This is a genomic window from Mesorhizobium sp. P3_A8, assembly GCF_056402995.1.
In genome coordinates, this window is sequence record NZ_JBFUGI010000011.1 from 177,012 (window position 1) to 194,823 (window position 17,812).

Consider the following 17,812-nt stretch of genomic DNA (forward strand, 5'->3'; position numbering starts at 1 on the left):
CGTCATACCCGGCCTTTCCTGAGATCGGCGACAAGTGCCGGGATCGAGCCGCCATTGCCAGCAAGCAGCTGGGCAACGCGGTCCCGCTGCTGCACGGTCACGGAGCCGCCGTCGACAAGGACATCGCCGATGCAGAGTTGTCCGCGGCAGTGGCGGATGCGCCAGTCCACGGACGTCGGGCCGTGGAGCGGCCGGCGGAATTCGCTGCGCACCAGGATGTCGCCATTAGCCAGCGCCTTTGTGCCGAGCACGGTGAAAGTCTTGTCTTGCGTCCGTTCCAGCCTGTCGGCGAGCCTGTGTGCAATCGCATAAAGCAGCGCATCGGTCACCGAGGCGCGGTCGTCCGCACTTGCGCGACGCCAATACGTCCCGAGCACGGCTTGCGCGATCCCCCTGCCGTCGAACGCAGCGGAGACCGAGCGGAGCTGCCCCTCGGCGGATCCACCGTGCCCAAGCGCAATCGCCGCCTGGCGCACGGTCTCGACCAACTTGACCGCGTCACTCTGTTCATCGGCGGCTGCCGGAAGCGATGAGGCGCAAATCGCGAGTAGCACGGGGACAACCAACAGCCGGGCCAACGCTACCCAGCTTGCGTGCGACCATAGGCGTGCTGTCATGATCCTATGTCATCCAATGCGTTGTTGGCTGTCAACATCGGGCGTCTCGGGAGCATGTAGAGGCGCATGCCCGAAAGCGGCGGCCAACGGTTCGAGGCGAGCGACCCGCGCTTTCTGCCTTTCGCTCAGGTCGGGATGGCTGCTGCGCACCTGCTTGCCGAACGTCGCGGCGACCTGCAGCACCCGCTCTTCGCCGCCGCGCGAAAATGGCAGGCCCAATTCATGGTAGATCCGCTTCATCTCGCCCACGGGATCGGCGGTGAGATCCTGCAGCCGCACTTCGGCCAGGTCGCCAGCTGGAATCCGGGCTCTGTCGGCCAGATAGTGCATCTCTGTCGCGAGATATTCGCGGGTGATGATCTCCTCCTGCTCGTCCTCGGGCAGTGGCGGCTGCAGGGCGAATGCACGTTGCAATTCGCGCGCCAGAAGCAAGTTGGACCGGAACACCGCTTCGGGCGAACGGGAGATGTGGACAAACTTGGCGCCTGGAAACAATTCCTGGAGGTAGCGGACGCGCGCCGTATGGCTCGGCGACTTGAGCAGAAGTCGCCGCCCGCCCGCAACGAGAGCAAGCTTCTGGACGAAAGCGAGCTGATGTGAACGCCAGCGGCTGAACTCGTCCTTCGAAAGCGCGTCGAGATCGTGAAATCGATTGAAGAAGGCTTGCCGGCGGGGAAGGATGGCGCGTCCCGCAAGCACGGACATCCCGCCCAGATTGTTCAACGCGAAGTCGTCCTCCCCCGGCAGCCTGGCGCCCACCGGCACGACCGCGCCGAGGCGCGTCAACGGCAGCAAGGGCACGAAAAAATAGCGCAGGAGAAACCAGCCAGGGACGAATGCCTGAGGGGCCAGGACCTGCGGCCAGCTCGGCGATCTCAGGTCCGGGTCGGCTGCCAGCAGGTTCTGCAAAAACGTCGTTCCGGACCGGAAGTAGCCGAGGACGAACACGGGGGCATTATCCCGTCCCATCCGCGGAGGTCGCAGCCGCAGCCATGCCGCAACGATCGCGCGCTCCGGCAGGGAGGCGACGGTGTTGATGGCCGAAAGCAGCAGCAGCAGCACCAGGCGCGGCCAGTAGGCGGGCGGAATCTGGCCTTGCGCGCGCCACAGGACCCGCAGCACGGCGTCGAGAGGCGCAACGCACATGAAGTGCGGATACGGCAAATAGGGCGCCAGCCGACGGGCCGCGAGCGAGATGTTTTCGTAAAGGGCCTTCATCAGGCAGTCCGGAACATCATGGTCTCGGTGGTCAATCCCGGCCCGAACGCCATGCCGCAGCCGAGCAGGCCTGACGGCTCCTTCAGCATTTCGGCCATCACGAACATCACGGTTGCCGATGACATGTTGCCGTATCGCCGCAGCACTTCGCGCGATGCGGCGAGCGCGCTCGGCTCCAGTTTGAGCGCCCGCTCGACCGCGTCGAGCACGGAGCGGCCGCCGGGATGCACCGCCCACAAGTCGATCTCGCTGGCGGGCCTGCCGCCGAGGATGGCCGCATGCTCGTTGCGCAGCGTCTCGCGAACCGCGCCGGGAACCTGGCCGGACAGCACCATGTCAAAGCCGTCGTCGCGGATGTGCCAGCTCATCAGCTCCTTGCGCTCCGCCGTGACGATGGCGTGGAAGCTTTCCAGCAAGATGCCGTGCGGTTCGGCCGTTACCAGCGAGGCCGCGCAACCGTCGCCCCACAGGCAAAACGAGATCAGCTTCTCAAGCTCGGCGGCTTCCCTGAAATGCAGCGTGCACAATTCGATGTTGACCGTCAGCACGCGGGCGTTCGGGTCGGAGCGCACGATATGGCGTGCCAGCTTCAAGGCGTTGATGGCGGCGTAGCATCCCATGAAGCCGACGATGGTGCGTTCGACCGAATTCGGCAGGCCGCATCGCGCCACCAGCTCCAGGTCGATGCCAGGCGCCGAAAAGCCGGTGCAGCTCGTCACGATCAAATGCGTGATCCGCGAGCGGTCTTCGTCGGCCAGAAGCTCGTCGACGGCCTTTTGCGCGAGCTCAGGTGCCGCGGCTTCGTACATCTCCATGCGGATCGCGGTGCTGGCGAACGAGCCCCTGACCGAGGTGCCGTCGCGGTCGATTGCCCCGCCGCGCGGATCGTCGGCCGGCGCAAAGCAGGAATAGCGATGTTCGATGCCGGCAAGAGCGACCATGCGCTCGAAGACCGTAAGGCGCTGGGCATTGTCTTCAAGCAGCAAAGCTCCATAGCGGAGGTAGAACTCATGCACGTCGTGTTCTGGAACTGACGTGGCAATGCGGTTCAGATACGCTTGAGGGGCCAAAATTGCTCCGACAATGAGCCCGATCGGGTCTCATAAGAGGTCTGGGAATTGGGGAAGCGTTTTCTAAGGCAAACGTCGCCATAAAGCATTTTATTGCGTGGCGCCGATATTTCTTATTTAGCAAACTGTCATACCAGCCTCCAATCCTGTATGAAAGGGACCGAAATTCGGCTTCGCCATCCGGATCGGGTTCATATGCGAATTCCCAAATGAACAGCGCGCGGCCATGAAGGTACGACCGAATTCCATGTGCCGGATTGCCGGCTGAAGCCCCCAAAAATTCCGATCCATCGCATGACCGACATCAACATCCGGCATCTGGAGCCAGAACTCCTCGACGGCCTCCCGGCCGACGATCCCCGTGCGATTGCATCCCGTCGTGACCTCGTCTGGATCAATGCATTGATGTTCCAGGCCAAGTTCATGGCCTCGCTCATGCGGGCCAATGTGCAAACGCCGCCGCTGCGCATCCTCGAACTGGGCGCCGGTGACGGAAAGTTCATGCTGCGCGTGGCGCGGCTGATGGCGCGGCGTTGGCCCGATGTGGAGATCGTCATGGTCGACAGGATCGACCTGATCGGCAAGGATGTGTGCGACGCTTTCGCTGAACTTGGTTGGCGGGCGCAACCTGTAACCGCCGATATATTCGATTGGACGGGAGACAGGCCCTTCGATCTTGTCTGCGCCAACCTGATCCTCCATCACTTCGACGACACGCGCCTACTGCAGCTGTTTGCCCGGATCATGACGATGGCCCCGCTGCTCGTAGCGACCGAGCCGCTCAGGGCCAGGGGTCCACTTGTCGCGACGCGGTTCCTGCGACTGATCGGCGCCGGTGCGGTGACACTGAACGATGCGACGCAAAGTGTCCGCGCCGGTTTTCGCGGCACGGAACTTTCGCAATTGTGGCAGGCGTCAGGGGGAACCCCGGTGATGGAGGCCCGCAAAGGCCTGTTCACTCAAGGTTTTGTCGGTGCCAGTTTTCCCCGCACAAGCATGCCCGGCGCCAGATGACGCACGACGCAATCATCATCGGTGCCGGCCCTGCCGGCAGTTCCACCGCCATTGCGCTGGCCCAGCATGGCTGGTCGGTGGCGATGGTGGAGAAGGTCGCGTTTCCGCGCCGAAAGGTCTGCGGCGAATTCATGTCGGGCACCAGCCTTGCCTTGCTCGACCGGTTGGGTGTCGGCGACACCTGGCGGGCGGAAGCCGGCCCCGAAATACGCCGCGTCGGGTTCTTTTCCTGCGATGTCTCGGCGCAGGCGCCAATGCCGCGCGCCAGCACAGGTCCCGGCCGCGCTCTCGGCCGCGATCGTCTGGATACCATCCTGTTGCAGGCCGCCGAACGTGCCGGTGTCGAAATTCTCCAGCCTTGCAAGGCTGTCGCCATTCGTCGGCACGAGGATCTTCAGTCCGTGACCGTGGAGACGGACCAGCAACAGCAGGTTTTGAGCGCACCTGTCATAATTGCCGCGCACGGATCCTGGGAAACCGGCAAACTGCCAAGCCAGATTGAACGAACGAGCCAACCTTCCGACCTTTTCGGTTTCAAGGCGCATTTTACCGGCGCGGCACTTGCGCCCGACCTGATGCCGCTGCTGGTATTCCCGGGCGGTTATGGCGGAATGGTAACGGCGGACCAGGGCCGGGTTTCCATCTCCTGCTGTATCCGCCGGGATGTGCTGTCCGGTCTGCGCCAGCGCTGGGGAAACATTGCGGCCGCCGATGCATTGTGGCGCCACGTCGTGGCCTCGTGCCGAGGCGTGGAAACGGTGCTGGCCGGTGCCGAACTGGACGGCCCATGGCTCGCCGCGGGACCGATTCATCCCGGTATTCGACCTGGCTATGACAAGGGCATCTTCCGCGTCGGCAACATCGCCGGTGAGTCACATCCTGTCATCGCCGAAGGGATTTCGATGGCGCTGCAATCCGGCTGGCTGCTTGCGCGAGAACTGGTCGCATCGGGTAAAGGTCACGAGGGCCACGACGAGGCCGGACGCCGCTACGAAAGGGAATGGCGCCGGCAATTCTCGACCCGCTTGCGTGCCTCGGCCTTGATTGCCCGCATAGCGCTCCGGCCTGGCAGCAGGACGGTGATGCGCGCCGTGATCAAGAATTTTCCGGCGGCCTTGACGCTTGGCGCTCGATTGAGTGGAAAGACCCGGCCTGTCCCGGGTTTCTGACGTCAGAGCAGCGCGGCTCACTGACACCGATCTTCCACTAGGAAATGGACAGGATCTCGAGTTCGCGCTGCCCCAGCTGGACAACATCGCCAACGCTCTTGCCAATCAGCGCGATGGCAACCGGTGAACCATGCGAAATGGAAGCTTGCGCCGGGTTGGCCTCATCCTCACCGACGATGCGGAAGGTCTGGGTGCGGCCATCATCGCGCGCGAAGGTAACGGTGTGCCCGAAGCCGATCACTTCATTGGACGTCGGCACCGACATGAGCTGAGCCGTACGCACGCGTTCGGCATAATAGCTGACATCTCGAACCGGAACCGCCGACTGCCGTCGCCTCTCATTGATATCGTCCAGCACGCTGGCGGCCTCGAGAGCCTGCCGGGCGCGAGCCAATTCATCGTGCAGCATCGTGAGACCCGCCTCGGTGACGAGGTTGATCCGATCCGAGATGGGGCGAGCCGGCAGGATGGTTTCCGATGCCGCCTCCGCACTTTCCTCCTTGGCAAAGGCTACGCTCAATGGGTCGCAACTCCGTTTCGAAGACTTTTGGTTAGGGGATAACCCATGGGCGACAACAAAGCTTCAACAATCCGACGGCCGGCTTCGGCGGAATGTCCAAAAAGGGTCGACGGCAGGTCTGCGCGAAGTCGGCGCGCTGCAGGCGCCTAGTCGGCCACCAGCCGGTGCTGGAGCCGGAGTGCAGCTAGCGGATCCTCCTAATACCCGCGCGCCTTGGCAATTGTGGCTGAGGGCAACTCTCCAAATTGCAGCCTGTAGGCGGAAGAGAAGCGCCCAAAATGGGTGAAGCCAAGGAGCGCGGCGACCGCTGTGACGTTCGTATCCTTACCAGGGTGCAAAAGCGCCCTATGGGCAGCGTTCAGGCGCAGCTCCCCCAAAAGCCGTAAGGGCGGGCGTCCAAAGGCCTCGACGCAACTGAGGTGCAGCGTACGCTCTCTTGCGCCAACCGATTCGCACAACTCGGTGACGGTTGGAGGCTCATCAAGACGCTCAAGCAGCAACGAAAGCACCGCACGTGCGATGCGCGCTCGGCTGTGGAACGGCTCAATAATCTCGGCGGACGGGATCAGGCCTAAAATGACATCCGCTATCTGCGCTTCGACATGAGGCAGGGTGCGCGCGCTCCACATATCGTCCGACTTGGCTGTCAGTGTTTGCAGCAAGCTGGACAGAGTCTCGGCTCGCTGGGTCATCTCTGTCGCCGTAACCTGCCATCGCGGCGACGGGAGATCGACATCGACTTTTTCTGCGCCGCGCCGGACTTGCATCCAGTGGTTGATCATCTGGGTCGGCAGCACGGCGATCATCATGGAGGTCGGACCGGTCGCCGACAGACCTACGTCGTCGCGCGAGGTGGCCACTAGGAGTTGACCCGGAGGCGCTGGCCTGCGGCGTATATGGAGCGAGCCTTCTACCGCGAGCGGCAGGCCGAAGACCCACGTACCAGCTGGTGCGCTTCCGCGTTGCAGCACGCCCGTTGAGCGCGTCTCGCGGCCCAGTTGGAGTTGGCCCATGACTAGCTGGGTCAGATCGCCGTGGAAACGCCCGGGGCCGATCTGTTCAAATTTCTGATCCCAGGCATGCGGGCTCGCAGCCATGGCATCCATATCCTCGAATCTACCTTCGACAACCAGAGGTATATCCGGAAACTCATTGTTCAATTTGGAAAACCCAATTCTTCCCGCATGCGAATAGTATAATATGAAATTGCAGAATCTGGATAGTCAAATTCCAGCGGATCGTTAAGCTTCAACAACATCAACGCTGTACGTTCGCTGGAGTCTCTTTGTAAATTCCCCTCCGCTGCCCGCAGATAAACGATATTTTCGTCGTGGTGGCATGAGGGATGCTGCTAGATAAATTTCCGGCTAACCGAATTTTGGCGTCAGCTATTCTTCGGCCGTAGATAGCGTTGCCTGCAAATTGAGGAGACTTGACTCATCCGGAGCCGCACTTTTTCGGCAACGGACAACGACACTCGCTGCAGCTTCGACTGCATCACTGAGGGAGGACGCACCATGAGCAATGACCATTCCGACAAGGAACCAAAATCCAGTTCGCCGCAGCGCGAAGGCATAAGGCGCCGCGATCTCCTGCTCAGTGGTGCCTCTTTGCTGACCGCCGCGGCCATGTCAGGTGGCGCCGTGGCCGTGTCGACGACGCCAGTAGCGGCACAGGAGACCAAGCCGACGCCGGGTCCGGCCGTCGATACAACAGTCGACCGGACCGCCCTGCCGATCGCGGAACCGACCTATCCACCGATCACCGAACTCGACGCCCGCAACGTGAAGGCACCGCCGATATTCCAAGTCACGGCTCCGGTCGGCGCTCCCAACGTCATCGTGATTCTGCTCGACAATTTCGGCTACGCCGGCTCCACGACAATGGGTGGTGTCATAAACCTGCCGACCCTGGATCGCCTCGCCAAGGAGGGGCTGATCTACAACAACTTCCACGTGAATCCGATCTGCTCGGCGAGCCGCGTGTCGCTGCTGACGGGGCGCAATTGTCATAGTGCGAACATGGGGACCATCTCAGAGATGTCGACCGGGTTCCCCGGTCAGACGTCCATGCTCCCGAACAGCGTTGCGCCGCTCGCAAAGATTTTGAAACACAACGGCTACAGCACGGCGATGTTCGGTAAGTGCCACGAATACGTCGCTTGGGAAAGCGGCCTCACAGGACCGTTCGACCAGTGGCCCACCGGCCTCGGATTCGAAAGATTTTACGGCAACGTAATTGGAGAATCGGATCAATTCTATCCGGTAGCTCACGACAACACGACGCTGGTTCCCACATCGAAAGACCCGAACTACTACTACCAGACCGATATCGCGAACCGTGCCATCGAATGGATTAAGGCACAAAAAACCCTCAACCCCGACAAACCCTTCTTTGTGTACTACCCAGCACAAGGCATGCATGATCCAGTGCAGATGCCAGACTCCTGGAAGGACAAGTATAAGGGCAAGTTCGATCAAGGTTGGGACAAGTACCGTGAGGAGATCCTGGCGCGCCAGAAAAAGATGGGCATCGTCCCGGAGAACACCCAGCTCACGCCAAAAGCCCCTATTGCCGACGACTGGGACAGTTTGAGCCCCGATGAGAAGAAGGTCTGTGTCCGCTATCAGGAACTCTTTGCGGCATTCGCCGAGCTGACGGACTACGAGATCGGCAGGGTCATCCAGGCTGTCGATGACATGGGGGCGCTGGACAACACGCTGATCATCTATGTCACCGGCGACAATGGTGCGAGCCCCAACGGCGGACGCATTGGCGTGCACAACACCATGAGTACGTTCAACCAATCGCCGGAGACACTTCAATTCCAGCTTGATCACCTCGATGAGGTAGGGGGGCCGCACTCCGCGATGACGCCACCGGCCGGCTGGTCGTTTGCCGACAATACCCCGTTTGCATTTTCGCAACTCCACACCCAGTACGGCGGCACCACCAACGCTGCAATTGTCAGCTGGCCCAAGGGAATCAAGGCGAAAGGGGAGATACGCACGCATTACCAGCACCTGATCGATATCGTACCTACCGTGCTGGAGGCGGCAGGTTTGCCGCAGCCCAAGACGGTAAACGGTGTGCCTCAAAAGCCGATCGAAGGCAGCAGCATGCTTCATACCTTCAACGATGCTCAGGCGGCGTCGTCTCACACAATCCAGTACTACGAAGTGTATGGGAATCGCGGCATCTACAAGGATGGATGGTACGCCGCGACGCTGCACAAGGTGTCGTGGGAGCCAAAGCCCCGCAGTTCCTATGCCGAGGACAAATGGGAACTGTTCAACACGGCGGAAGACTTTAGTTGCGCCATCGATGTGTCAGAGAAATTTCCCGAAAAGCTCAGGGAGCTGCAGGATGCGTTCCTCACCGAGGCGGTGAAGTACAGTGTGCTCCCACTCGACGACCGCGCCCAGGAGCGATTCAATGCCGGACTGGCGGGGCGTCCCGACTATATGGGAGGCCGCACGTCACTAGCCGTCTATCCGGGCATGGTTGGCATGAAGGAGAATGCCTTCATCGACGTGAAGAACCGGAGTTCCTCGGTGACGGCCGAACTGGAAGTCCCGGAGAACGGCGCTTCGGGAGTCATCCTGGCACAGGGCGGTTCGCACTCGGGCTGGAGCCTTTACGTGAAGGAGGGCAAGCCCAAATTCGCCTACAACTTCCTCGGCGTCGTGACGACTATCGCTTCCGACGTGCCGCTGCCTGCCGGCCCTGTCACACTCGTCTACGAGTTTGCCTATGACGGCGGCAAGTTCGGGGCAGGCGGCACAGGAACGCTCTCTATCGGCGGGAAGAAGGTCGCCTCGGGCAAGATCGAGCGCACCATTCCGTTTATCTACGGCGTTGAGACCGCAGATGTCGGCGTGGACCTCTACAGCCCGGTGACGCCTGACTACGCCCAGGGCGACAACGGCTTTACCGGAACAATCAAGAAAGTGACGATCGATGTGAACCCTGGGGGCGGTAGCAAGCAAGACGCCGGCGCGCCGAACCCGGATTGACGTGACCCCTGTTGCGTTTGCCGGTGAAGAAGGCCTGTCCTCGCGAAGCTGGACGCCAGCGAGGACAAACCGCAGATGGGAAAGAATACTCGGATCAAATGACCAGCACCAACCCTGTTGTGAGTTACCCCGATATTCGGGCGTCTCAGGCCACGCCGTTCTCCTCGGAGATGATCTGGATTCCAGGCGGCGAGTTTCTGATGGGTTCGGACAGAGGCTATGCCGAGGAAGCCCCGGCACACCGCGTCCGTGTCGATGGCTTCTGGATGGATTGCTGCACTGTCACCAATGCCGATTTCGAACGCTTCGTCACGGAAACCGGATACGTCACGCTTGCCGAGAGGCCGGTAGATCCGGCGGAATATCCTGGCGCGTTGCCGGACAGGTTGTTGCCATCCTCGACCATCTTCAAGAAACCGGCAGGGCCGGTGGATATGCGTAACCACTATAATTGGTGGATGTATGTCGGCGGGGCAAACTGGCGCCATCCACGCGGACCGGCGAGTACTATCAAGAAGCTGAAGGACCACCCCGTCGTCCACATCGCCTATGAGGATGCCGAGGCTTACTCAGTCTGGGCCGGCAAAGCATTGCCGACCGAGGCGGAATGGGAGTTCGCGGCACGCGGCGGGCTGGAAGGCGCCGAGTATGTCTGGGGTGAAGAACTCACCCTGGGCGGACGGCATATGGCGAATATCTGGCAGGGCGATTTTCCCTATCGCAACACCGTCGATGACGGATACGAATATACCGCTCCGGTTGGGTCGTTTCCGCCCAACGGATACGGCCTTTACGACATGGCCGGCAATGTCTGGCAGTGGACGTCGGACTGGTATCGGGACCACGGCGCGATTGATAGCCCATGCTGTACGGGGACCAATCCACGCGGCGGGGACCGGGAACAAAGCTACGATCCGCGCGAGACCGAGGTGAAGATACCGCGCAAGGTCACCAAGGGCGGTTCGCATCTGTGTGCGCCGAACTATTGCAGACGCTATCGGCCCGCCGCCCGCATGGCACAGCCGATAGATACTTCGATCTCACATCTTGGATTTCGGCTCATCGCACGAAGCCGCGACATTGGCCGCGATGCGGCGAAAGCCGAAAGCGGAAATGCTGAGACCATCGGGGGCACATTCCGGCCTGAGACCGGCGACGACTGAACTTCAATAACGCCTGGGGACGGCGAAGCAATGAAAGTCGAGGGGTACAAATGATCTATCATCGCGTTTTGTTTGCCGCGCTGGCAAGTTCGGTTCTTCTACCGGCGATTGCTCATGCCGATGAGAACGGCGTCAGCTTTTGGCTGCCAGGCCAGTATGGCAGCTTTGCTGCAACGCCCGGCACCCCTGGTTGGTCTTGGGCGACGATTTACTACCACGGGTCCGTTGGGGCAGGCGGAGGTCAGGAGTTCCCGCGCGGTGGTCAGGTCGACGTCGGCCTGAAAGGTCGGGCCAACCTCGTCATCTTCGGGCCAAGCTATACGTTCGAGACGCCAGTGCTGGGGAGCGCGCAATTGACGCTGAGCGCGTTGACCGCAGGCGGCCGCAGCGTGGTCGGCGTAGACACCGTGCTTTCCGGCCCGGGAGGGGTGCCCGTTTCCGGCAGCAGGAGCGACCCGGTTACGGGCTTCGGCGATATCTATCCAACGGCGACACTCAAATGGAACGCCGGCGTCAACAACTACATGACCTATCTTGCCGGCGATATCCCGGTCGGCGCCTACGACGTCAATCGCCTGGCCAATCTCGGCCTCGGCCATGCCGCCATCGATGCCGGCGGCGGTTACACCTACTTCAATCCGGCAAACGGCAGGGAAGCTTCCGCCGTTCTCGGGTTTACCTACAACTTTAAAAACCCCGACACGGATTACCAGAACGGTGTCGATATGCACATCGATTGGGCCGCCGCGCAGTTCCTGAACAAGCAATTTTTCGTTGGAGCAGGCGGCTATTACTACCAGCAGCTTACCGGAGACAGTGGCAGCGGCGCGGTGCTTGGGGACTTCAAATCGCGGGTCGTCGGCATCGGTCCGCAGGTCGGCTACCTGTTCCCGGTGAGCGATAAGGTGCAGGGCGTTTTCAACGCCAAGGCTTATTGGGAATTTGCGCGCGAGAACCGAGCTTCAGGCTGGAACCTCTGGGTGGGGTTCGCCTTCTCGCCCGCCGCGGCAAAGAGCCAATAGCGCTGCGACCGGGCGGAGTCGAACCGTCTTCGTCGCGCCGGCTGCCGGGATGACAAACTCGCGCCGCGCAAGCTGGCCGACAGGACCCGGCGCCTCGGCGAGCTCGAAACGGCCGGGTAGCAACGGCTTCGCCGGCAAGGTGACGCCACAGAAGACAAGCCCTCCTAGCAGCAGGCAACGAAACGGCGACGAACAACACTCAAATAGGGAGACTATCGTGCGGAATTTCATCACTCTCATCGCGGCAACGTCAGTCGTACTTTCATCCGCGGTTGCGGTCTACGCGCAAAGCCAGAATCCCCTTCCCAAGGCTAGCGACGTCCTCGTCCGATACGGGGACGATGTCGAAGGTTGGACCGTCTACGCGAACAAGACGCGCGGAGACTGTTTGATCGTGCGCACAGATGGTCCAAGCGCGGTGCAAATGGGCGTCACGGCAAACCAGCAGGTTGGCTATCTGGGCGTGTTCACGAAGGCGGATATTGGCCTCAAGAACGGGACCAATTCGGCTATCTTCGTCTCACTCGACGGCCATCTCTATAAGGGCGTTGCCACCAGCACGAGCGGGGAACTGAAGGGCGGATACTCAGGCGGATACATCTTGACCGACGACCCCAATTTCAAGCGCGACGTGGCGAAGAAATACGCAATGACAGTGTTTCCGGACACGAAAGGAACGTTTGTCGTCGACCTGAATGGAACTTTCAAGGCGATGGCGGTAGGGCGGAAGTGCCTGGCCCAATGACCTTCCGCTCTGACCATTCATTGCCTTTCTGGCCCAGGAGGACGCAATGAAAGGATATATCCTCACAGGTGCGATGGCCATTCTGGCAAGCACCGGTCCGGGTATCGGGAACGCCTGGGCGCAAGACGCCGACGAATTGGCAAAGCAGCTGTCCAACCCGATCGCCTCGCTGATCAGCGTGCCGATCCAATTCAACTACGACAGGGGCTACGGGCCCATCAATGGCGATAAGGCCTATGTCAACGTTCAACCGGTAATCCCGTTAACGCTCAACGACAACTGGAACCTGATCTCTCGCACGGTCGTGCCGATCGCCTGGCAGCACGACATCGTGGGTCCATCCGGTGCGCAGTTCGGACTCGGAGACATATCTCAAAGCCTCTTCCTCTCGCCCTCTAAGACCGGCGCGAGCGGGATCGTCTGGGGTGTCGGGCCGGTGTTCCTCTTGCCTACCGCGACTGACCCGCTGCTCGGCGGACAAAAATGGGGAGCCGGACCCACGGCCGTCGTCCTCAAGCAATTCGACGGGTGGACGGTTGGCCTATTGGCCAATCATATCTGGTCGTTTGCTGGTGACGAAAACCGCAACGAAATCAGCGCGACTTACCTGCAGCCCTTCATATCCTACACGACCAAGGACGCCTGGACGTTCACGCTCAGCACCGAGAGCACATACGATTGGGGAGCAAACCAATGGTCGGTTCCCATCGGCCTCCAGGCCTCCAAGCTGGTGCTTCTCGGCAAACAGCCGGTCAGCCTGAGTGCGAGTGTCCGCTACTGGGCGGAGAGTCCGGAAAATGGACCCGACGGTTTTGGGTTCCGAACCGGCGTCACATTCCTCTTTCCGAAGAAATAGATTTCGATAACCGGCCAATAGCCGGAGGTAATGACGACAACTAGCCAATGGAGGAAATCATGAAATCGAAGTTCAGCTTGCGTAGTGCGCTTATTTTTGCCGTGGCGCTGGCAACATTTGTCGAAGTTGACCCGGTCTCGCTGGCAACAGGAAATTCGGTGTCATCTGAAGCGATGGCAAAGGTTGGCCGACCTCACACGCCCAGAAGCGTGGCAGGCGTGGCACGCCGCACGGCGCGGCGAACAGTCCGCAGAACGAGCGTGTATGTGGCAAGGCTTCCCGCTGGCTGCGCAAAGGTTTCGGTCAACGGCGCCTCTTACTGGCACTGTGGCGCCACTTACTACCAGCACACGGGCACCAAATACGTGGTCGTTCACATCAACTGAGATTGGTCGGCGACAGAGCTCAAACAGCACGGGGAGTACGCGTGAAAGTAAGCAGGTCCAAGGTCACGCGTATGAAGAGGGCTCTGATTTTGTCGGCAGTCATCGCATTGCTGGCAGGATGCGCGGCGCGTCCCACCAACGTGCTGTTGCCTGTCGCCGACACATCGCCGTCATCCAGCAAGATAAACATGCTGATTGCGACCACCCGTAGCCGGTCTTCCAATCCGGCGGAAATGTACACGGGCGAGCGCGGAATGACCCCCTCTTTTGCCGACATGACAGTGTCGATTCCATCGGTTCGCAAAGTCGGCGAAGTCGCATGGCCGAAGAAGCTGCCATCGAATCCGGCAACCGATTTCGCTGTTCTGCAAGCGGAGGAACTTACCGTGCAGTCGGCCAAGGGCTGGCTGCACGCCTCTGTCAAGAAGAGCCCGGACCACAGTGTCCTGGTTTTCATTCACGGGTTCAACAATCGGTTCGAGGACGCGGTCTATCGCTTCGCCCAGATCGCCAAGGATACCGGCACGAACAGCGCCCCGATCCTGGTCACCTGGCCGTCGCGGGGTAGCGCGCTGGCCTATGGCTATGATCGCGAAAGCACCAACTACACCCGAGATGCGGTCGAGTTGTTGTTCCAGTACCTCGCTCGCGATCCCGAAGTAAAAGAGGTTTCGATCCTGGCTCATTCAATGGGCAACTGGCTTGCGTTGGAATCCTTGCGGCAGATGGCCATCCGCAATGGCGGCCTGCCAGCGAAGTTCAAAAACGTCATGCTTGCTGCTCCGGACGTTGATGTCGATGTGTTTCGCACACAAATCGCCGATATGGGGAAACAGCATCCCCAGTTTACGCTCTTTGTCTCGCAGGACGATCGCGCTCTCAAGGTTTCGCGGCGGGTTTGGGGCAATATCCCGCGGCTCGGATCCATCGATCCTGAGCAAGCTCCCTACAAGGAAGAACTCGCTGATAACAATGTAACCGTCATCGACCTGACGAAGATCAAATCCGGAGACAGCCTGAATCATGGCAAGTTCGCATCGTCTCCGCAGATCGTGCAACTGATTGGGGCACGGATGGCCAACGGCCAGACATTGACCGACAACAGGATCGGCTTGGGCGACACCATCGTGCAAGCAACGACAGGCGCGGCGGCGGCGGCTGGCAGCGCCGCAGGATTGGTGATCGCGGCACCTGTTGCAGTCGTCGATCAGAACACCCGGGAAAACTATGGCAAGGAAGTCGATATCCTGACTGGCACGAAAGAGGGCGGAAAGACAGCGGCCGGTCGTCAGACGTGCGATCCTGCCAAAGTGTGCAGTAAGTAATGATGATGATCCGCTGCTATTAGCAGGTCTCACTGTGCAAGGGATTTTTGCTTACAGTGAGTGGCTGCTTATGGACAAACCCCCTCCTTAGCCGACGGGCCGCTTTCGCGGCCATACCAAGACGTTCGATGCGAAGCGAGGCCAGCGAGCCACTTATCCACCTACCCCCCCGCCAGCCGCGGCAGCAAAAAAATCTCCGCCCCCGCCGGCAGCTCCTTGCTCCACGTATCCCGATAAATCACCCCATCGATCGCCACCGCGATCCCGCGATCAATCCACGGCTCGAAGCCGGGATACTGTTCAGCCAGTTTCCTGAACAGTTCCCTGATGTCCTTGGCCTCGACCTCGACCTTGCTCTTGCCGCCGGCAAGCTGGCCGAGCGCGCCCCAAAGGGTGACTTCGACCACTGGCCCGAGCTCTCCCTGCCCTAGCCCCGTTCCGCCTCGATGGCCGCCAGAATGCGTGGCGGCGACATCGGGATGTGGGTCATGCGCACGCCGGCCGCGTTCGACACCGCGTTGGCGATCGCCGCCAGCGGCGGCACGATCGAGGTTTCGCCGACGCCGCGCACGCCATAGGGGTGGTTGGGGTTGGGGATTTCCAGGATCTGCGTGTCGATCATCGGCAGGTCGGAGCAGACCGGGATGCGGTAGTCGAGGAAGCCGGCGTTCTGCAGCCGGCCGTCCTTGCCGTAAATATACTCCTCGTTGAGCGCCCAGCCGATGCCTTGCGCGGCACCGCCCTGGTACTGGCCCTCGACATAGGTCGGGTGCACCGCCTTGCCGGCATCCTGCACCACCGTGTAGCGGATCACCCGGGTCGAGCCGGTCTCGGGGTCGACCTCGATGTCGCAGATATGGGTGGCGAAGGAGACGCCGGCACCGTCGGCGACGAGCTCGCTATGGCCAGCGATCGGCCCGCCGGTCTTGCCGGATTGCAGCGCGATCTCCTTCAGCGACAGCTTGCCGAGATTGCCGTGCTTCTCGCCCTTGGCGACCGCGTGGCCCTGTTCCCAGACGACGTCGTCGACGGCAATATCCCACATCTGCGCGGCGCGCTCGCGCAGGATCTTGATCGCGTTGCGGGCGGCCGAGATAGTCGCCATGGAGGACGAGAAGGTGCCGCGGCTGCCGTCGGTCATGTCGTTGTAGCCGAGGGAAGACGTGTCGGCGACGACCGCCTTGAGCTGGGCATAGTCGATGCCGAGCTCCTCCGCCGCCACCAGCGACAGCGACGCGCGGGAACCGCCCACGTCCACCGTGCCGACGGCGAGCGATACCGAGCCGTCCATGCCGATGTTGAGGTCCACGCAGGTCTGGCCGCCGAAATTGAACCAGAAGCCGCAGGCCATGCCCCTGCCCTGGTTCTTTCCGAGCGGCGCCTTCATGTGCGGATGGTTCTTCACCGCCTCCAGCGTCGGGCCGATGCCGATTGGGCCATAGACCGGGCCGTAGGACGAGCGTGTGCCTTCCTGCGCGGCGTTCTTGATGCGGAAGTCGACCGGATCCATGCCGATCTCCTTGGCGAGCTCGTCGACGGCACTTTCCACCGCGAACGCCGCCATCGGTGCCGAGGGCGCGCGATAGGCCGCCGTCTTCGGCCGGTTGACCAGCACTTCGTAGCCGACCGTCTCGACGTTATCGAGCTTGTAGCAGGCAAACGCCGTCATGGCGCCGATCTCGGCCCAGGAGCCGGCATAGGGGCCGGCGCTGTAGCGCAGCGTCGCTTGCGCCGCGGTGATGGTGCCATCCTTGCGGGCGCCGATCTTGACGTCGATCGAAGTGGCGCTGGTCGGACCCGAGGCGCGGAACACCTCGTCGCGGGTCATCACCAGCTTCACCGGGCGTCCGGCCTTGCGCGACAGGGCAAGCGCCACCGGCTCGGCCCAGACATGAGTCTTGCCGCCGAAACCGCCGCCGATCTCCGACGAGGTGACGCGCAGCTTCGAGGCTTCCATGCCGAGCAGCTGGGCGCAATGCTGGCGGTAGACAAAATGGCCCTGCGTGCAGACCCAGAGGTCGGCGGTGCCGTCGGACGAGACGCTCGCCACGCAGGCATGCGGCTCGATATAGCCCTGATGCGTCTGCTCGGTCTTGAAGGAGCGCTCGACGATGAAGTCGGCGTGGCCAAAGCCCTGATGGACATCGCCATGGCCAAACTGGCTGCGCTTGGTGACGTTGGAGGGTTTTACCGGCTTTTCCTCGAGGCCCTCGGTGAAGATGGTGTCGTTGATCAGCGGTGCGTGGTGCTCCATCGCCAGGTCGACATCGGTGACATGCGGCAGGATCTCGTAGTCGACCTCGATCAGCTTCAGCGCTTGCCGCGCCGTGCGGGCATCGACGGCGGCGACCGCGGCCACCGCATGGCCGTCATAGAGCGCCTTGGTGCGCGCCATGCAATTGTCGAGGATGTCGTACATGGCGGCATCGCCATCGGTCAGGTCAGGCAGGTCGGCCGCGGTGATCACCGCCTTCACGCCGGGAAGCTTTTCCGCCTTCGAGGTGTCGATCTTGCGGATGACGGCGTGCGCATGCGGGCTGCGCAGCACGCGGCCGACCAGCTGGCCGGCCATGTTGAAGTCGGCGCCATAGCGGGCGCGGCCCGTCACCTTGTCGACGCCGTCGGGGCGGATGGGGCGTGTGCCGACGGATGTGAATTTACGCCCGGAAAAACGCGGATCGAAATTCATCT

The 17,812-nt window shown here is 61.4% G+C and carries 16 protein-coding genes; 9 read left to right on the top strand and 7 right to left on the bottom strand.

Annotated elements, in window-relative coordinates; translation table 11 throughout:
- Positions 1-2: 2 nt before the first annotated feature.
- From AC1DX4_RS24995 to AC1DX4_RS25005, 3 genes are read right to left on the bottom strand one after another with little or no spacing between them, the layout of a single operon-like run.
- Positions 3-617, bottom strand: a complete 615-nt coding sequence (locus AC1DX4_RS24995) for an ABC transporter substrate-binding protein (protein ID WP_477222840.1) — start codon at positions 615-617, stop codon at positions 3-5.
- 9 nt (positions 618-626) lie between these two features.
- On the bottom strand, positions 627-1,835 hold the full coding sequence (locus AC1DX4_RS25000; RefSeq protein ID WP_477222841.1) for a sulfotransferase family protein: 1,209 nt from the start codon (positions 1,833-1,835) through the stop codon (positions 627-629).
- Positions 1,835-2,905 carry a type III polyketide synthase gene (locus AC1DX4_RS25005; RefSeq protein WP_477222842.1) on the bottom strand — a complete coding sequence of 357 codons (1,071 nt, stop codon included), beginning with the start codon at positions 2,903-2,905 and terminating at the stop codon, positions 1,835-1,837. Before AC1DX4_RS25005 ends, AC1DX4_RS25000 begins: the two co-directional genes overlap by 1 nt.
- Before the next feature lie 294 nt (positions 2,906-3,199).
- Here AC1DX4_RS25005 and AC1DX4_RS25010 point away from each other — a divergent pair, with 294 nt between their 5' ends.
- Both AC1DX4_RS25010 and AC1DX4_RS25015 read left to right on the top strand, forming a co-directional pair.
- A complete protein-coding gene (locus AC1DX4_RS25010; protein WP_477222843.1) occupies positions 3,200-3,919 on the top strand; it encodes a class I SAM-dependent methyltransferase in 720 nt (239 codons plus the stop codon).
- Complete coding sequence (locus AC1DX4_RS25015) at positions 3,916-5,088, top strand: NAD(P)/FAD-dependent oxidoreductase (RefSeq protein WP_477222951.1); 1,173 nt, start codon at positions 3,916-3,918, stop codon at positions 5,086-5,088. Before AC1DX4_RS25010 ends, AC1DX4_RS25015 begins: the two co-directional genes overlap by 4 nt.
- Positions 5,089-5,125: 37 nt before the next feature.
- Here the strand turns inward: AC1DX4_RS25015 and greA are convergent, their stop codons facing one another.
- Together greA and AC1DX4_RS25025 are read right to left on the bottom strand one after the other, a co-directional pair.
- Positions 5,126-5,608 carry a transcription elongation factor GreA gene (gene greA, locus AC1DX4_RS25020; protein WP_477222844.1) on the bottom strand — a complete coding sequence of 161 codons (483 nt, stop codon included), beginning with the start codon at positions 5,606-5,608 and terminating at the stop codon, positions 5,126-5,128.
- Positions 5,609-5,805: 197 nt separating this feature from the next.
- Positions 5,806-6,705 carry a helix-turn-helix domain-containing protein gene (locus AC1DX4_RS25025; RefSeq protein ID WP_477222845.1) on the bottom strand — a complete coding sequence of 300 codons (900 nt, stop codon included), beginning with the start codon at positions 6,703-6,705 and terminating at the stop codon, positions 5,806-5,808.
- Positions 6,706-7,125: 420 nt separating this feature from the next.
- On the opposite strand from AC1DX4_RS25025, the gene AC1DX4_RS25030 reads away from it, so the two are divergent.
- From AC1DX4_RS25030 to AC1DX4_RS25060, 7 genes are all read left to right on the top strand, one after another.
- Complete coding sequence (locus tag AC1DX4_RS25030) at positions 7,126-9,624, top strand: arylsulfatase (RefSeq protein ID WP_477222846.1); 2,499 nt, start codon at positions 7,126-7,128, stop codon at positions 9,622-9,624.
- A gap of 170 nt (positions 9,625-9,794) precedes the next feature.
- On the top strand, positions 9,795-10,787 hold the full coding sequence (locus AC1DX4_RS25035; protein ID WP_477222952.1) for a formylglycine-generating enzyme family protein: 993 nt from the start codon (positions 9,795-9,797) through the stop codon (positions 10,785-10,787).
- 50 nt (positions 10,788-10,837) lie between these two features.
- The gene (locus AC1DX4_RS25040; RefSeq protein WP_477222847.1) at positions 10,838-11,809 is read left to right on the top strand and encodes a SphA family protein; all 972 of its coding nucleotides are present in this window, start codon (positions 10,838-10,840) and stop codon (positions 11,807-11,809) included.
- Between the two features lie 217 nt (positions 11,810-12,026).
- Positions 12,027-12,554, top strand: coding sequence for a hypothetical protein (locus AC1DX4_RS25045; RefSeq protein WP_477222848.1), 528 nt, complete (start codon positions 12,027-12,029; stop codon positions 12,552-12,554).
- Between the two features lie 73 nt (positions 12,555-12,627).
- Positions 12,628-13,410: a transporter gene (locus AC1DX4_RS25050; RefSeq protein ID WP_477222953.1), complete on the top strand. Its 783-nt coding sequence runs from the start codon at positions 12,628-12,630 to the stop codon at positions 13,408-13,410.
- 59 nt (positions 13,411-13,469) lie between these two features.
- Complete coding sequence (locus AC1DX4_RS25055) at positions 13,470-13,796, top strand: hypothetical protein (RefSeq protein ID WP_477222849.1); 327 nt, start codon at positions 13,470-13,472, stop codon at positions 13,794-13,796.
- Between the two features lie 71 nt (positions 13,797-13,867).
- Positions 13,868-15,121 carry an alpha/beta hydrolase gene (locus AC1DX4_RS25060; protein WP_477222850.1) on the top strand — a complete coding sequence of 418 codons (1,254 nt, stop codon included), beginning with the start codon at positions 13,868-13,870 and terminating at the stop codon, positions 15,119-15,121.
- A gap of 161 nt (positions 15,122-15,282) precedes the next feature.
- On the opposite strand, the gene AC1DX4_RS25065 is transcribed toward AC1DX4_RS25060, so the two are convergent.
- Positions 15,283-15,528, bottom strand: coding sequence for a MoaD/ThiS family protein (locus tag AC1DX4_RS25065; protein ID WP_477222851.1), 246 nt, complete (start codon positions 15,526-15,528; stop codon positions 15,283-15,285).
- Between the two features lie 20 nt (positions 15,529-15,548).
- Positions 15,549-17,810, bottom strand: a complete 2,262-nt coding sequence (locus AC1DX4_RS25070; protein WP_477222852.1) for a xanthine dehydrogenase family protein molybdopterin-binding subunit — start codon at positions 17,808-17,810, stop codon at positions 15,549-15,551.
- Between the last annotated feature and the right edge of the window lie 2 nt (positions 17,811-17,812).

Bases quoted from the DNA above. Each gene is read 5' to 3' on its own strand.
- AC1DX4_RS24995 (WP_477222840.1), bottom strand. From the start codon at position 617: ATGACAGCACGCCTATGGTCGCACGCAAGCTGGGTAGCGTTGGCCCGG.
- AC1DX4_RS25000 (WP_477222841.1), bottom strand. From the start codon at position 1,835: ATGAAGGCCCTTTACGAAAACATCTCGCTCGCGGCCCGTCGGCTGGCG.
- AC1DX4_RS25010 (WP_477222843.1), top strand. From the start codon at position 3,200: ATGACCGACATCAACATCCGGCATCTGGAGCCAGAACTCCTCGACGGC.
- AC1DX4_RS25015 (WP_477222951.1), top strand. From the start codon at position 3,916: ATGACGCACGACGCAATCATCATCGGTGCCGGCCCTGCCGGCAGTTCC.
- AC1DX4_RS25025 (WP_477222845.1), bottom strand. From the start codon at position 6,705: ATGGCTGCGAGCCCGCATGCCTGGGATCAGAAATTTGAACAGATCGGC.
- AC1DX4_RS25030 (WP_477222846.1), top strand. From the start codon at position 7,126: ATGAGCAATGACCATTCCGACAAGGAACCAAAATCCAGTTCGCCGCAG.
- AC1DX4_RS25035 (WP_477222952.1), top strand. From the start codon at position 9,795: ATGATCTGGATTCCAGGCGGCGAGTTTCTGATGGGTTCGGACAGAGGC.
- AC1DX4_RS25040 (WP_477222847.1), top strand. From the start codon at position 10,838: ATGATCTATCATCGCGTTTTGTTTGCCGCGCTGGCAAGTTCGGTTCTT.
- AC1DX4_RS25050 (WP_477222953.1), top strand. From the start codon at position 12,628: ATGGCCATTCTGGCAAGCACCGGTCCGGGTATCGGGAACGCCTGGGCG.
- AC1DX4_RS25055 (WP_477222849.1), top strand. From the start codon at position 13,470: ATGAAATCGAAGTTCAGCTTGCGTAGTGCGCTTATTTTTGCCGTGGCG.
- AC1DX4_RS25060 (WP_477222850.1), top strand. From the start codon at position 13,868: ATGAAGAGGGCTCTGATTTTGTCGGCAGTCATCGCATTGCTGGCAGGA.
- AC1DX4_RS25070 (WP_477222852.1), bottom strand. From the start codon at position 17,810: ATGAATTTCGATCCGCGTTTTTCCGGGCGTAAATTCACATCCGTCGGC.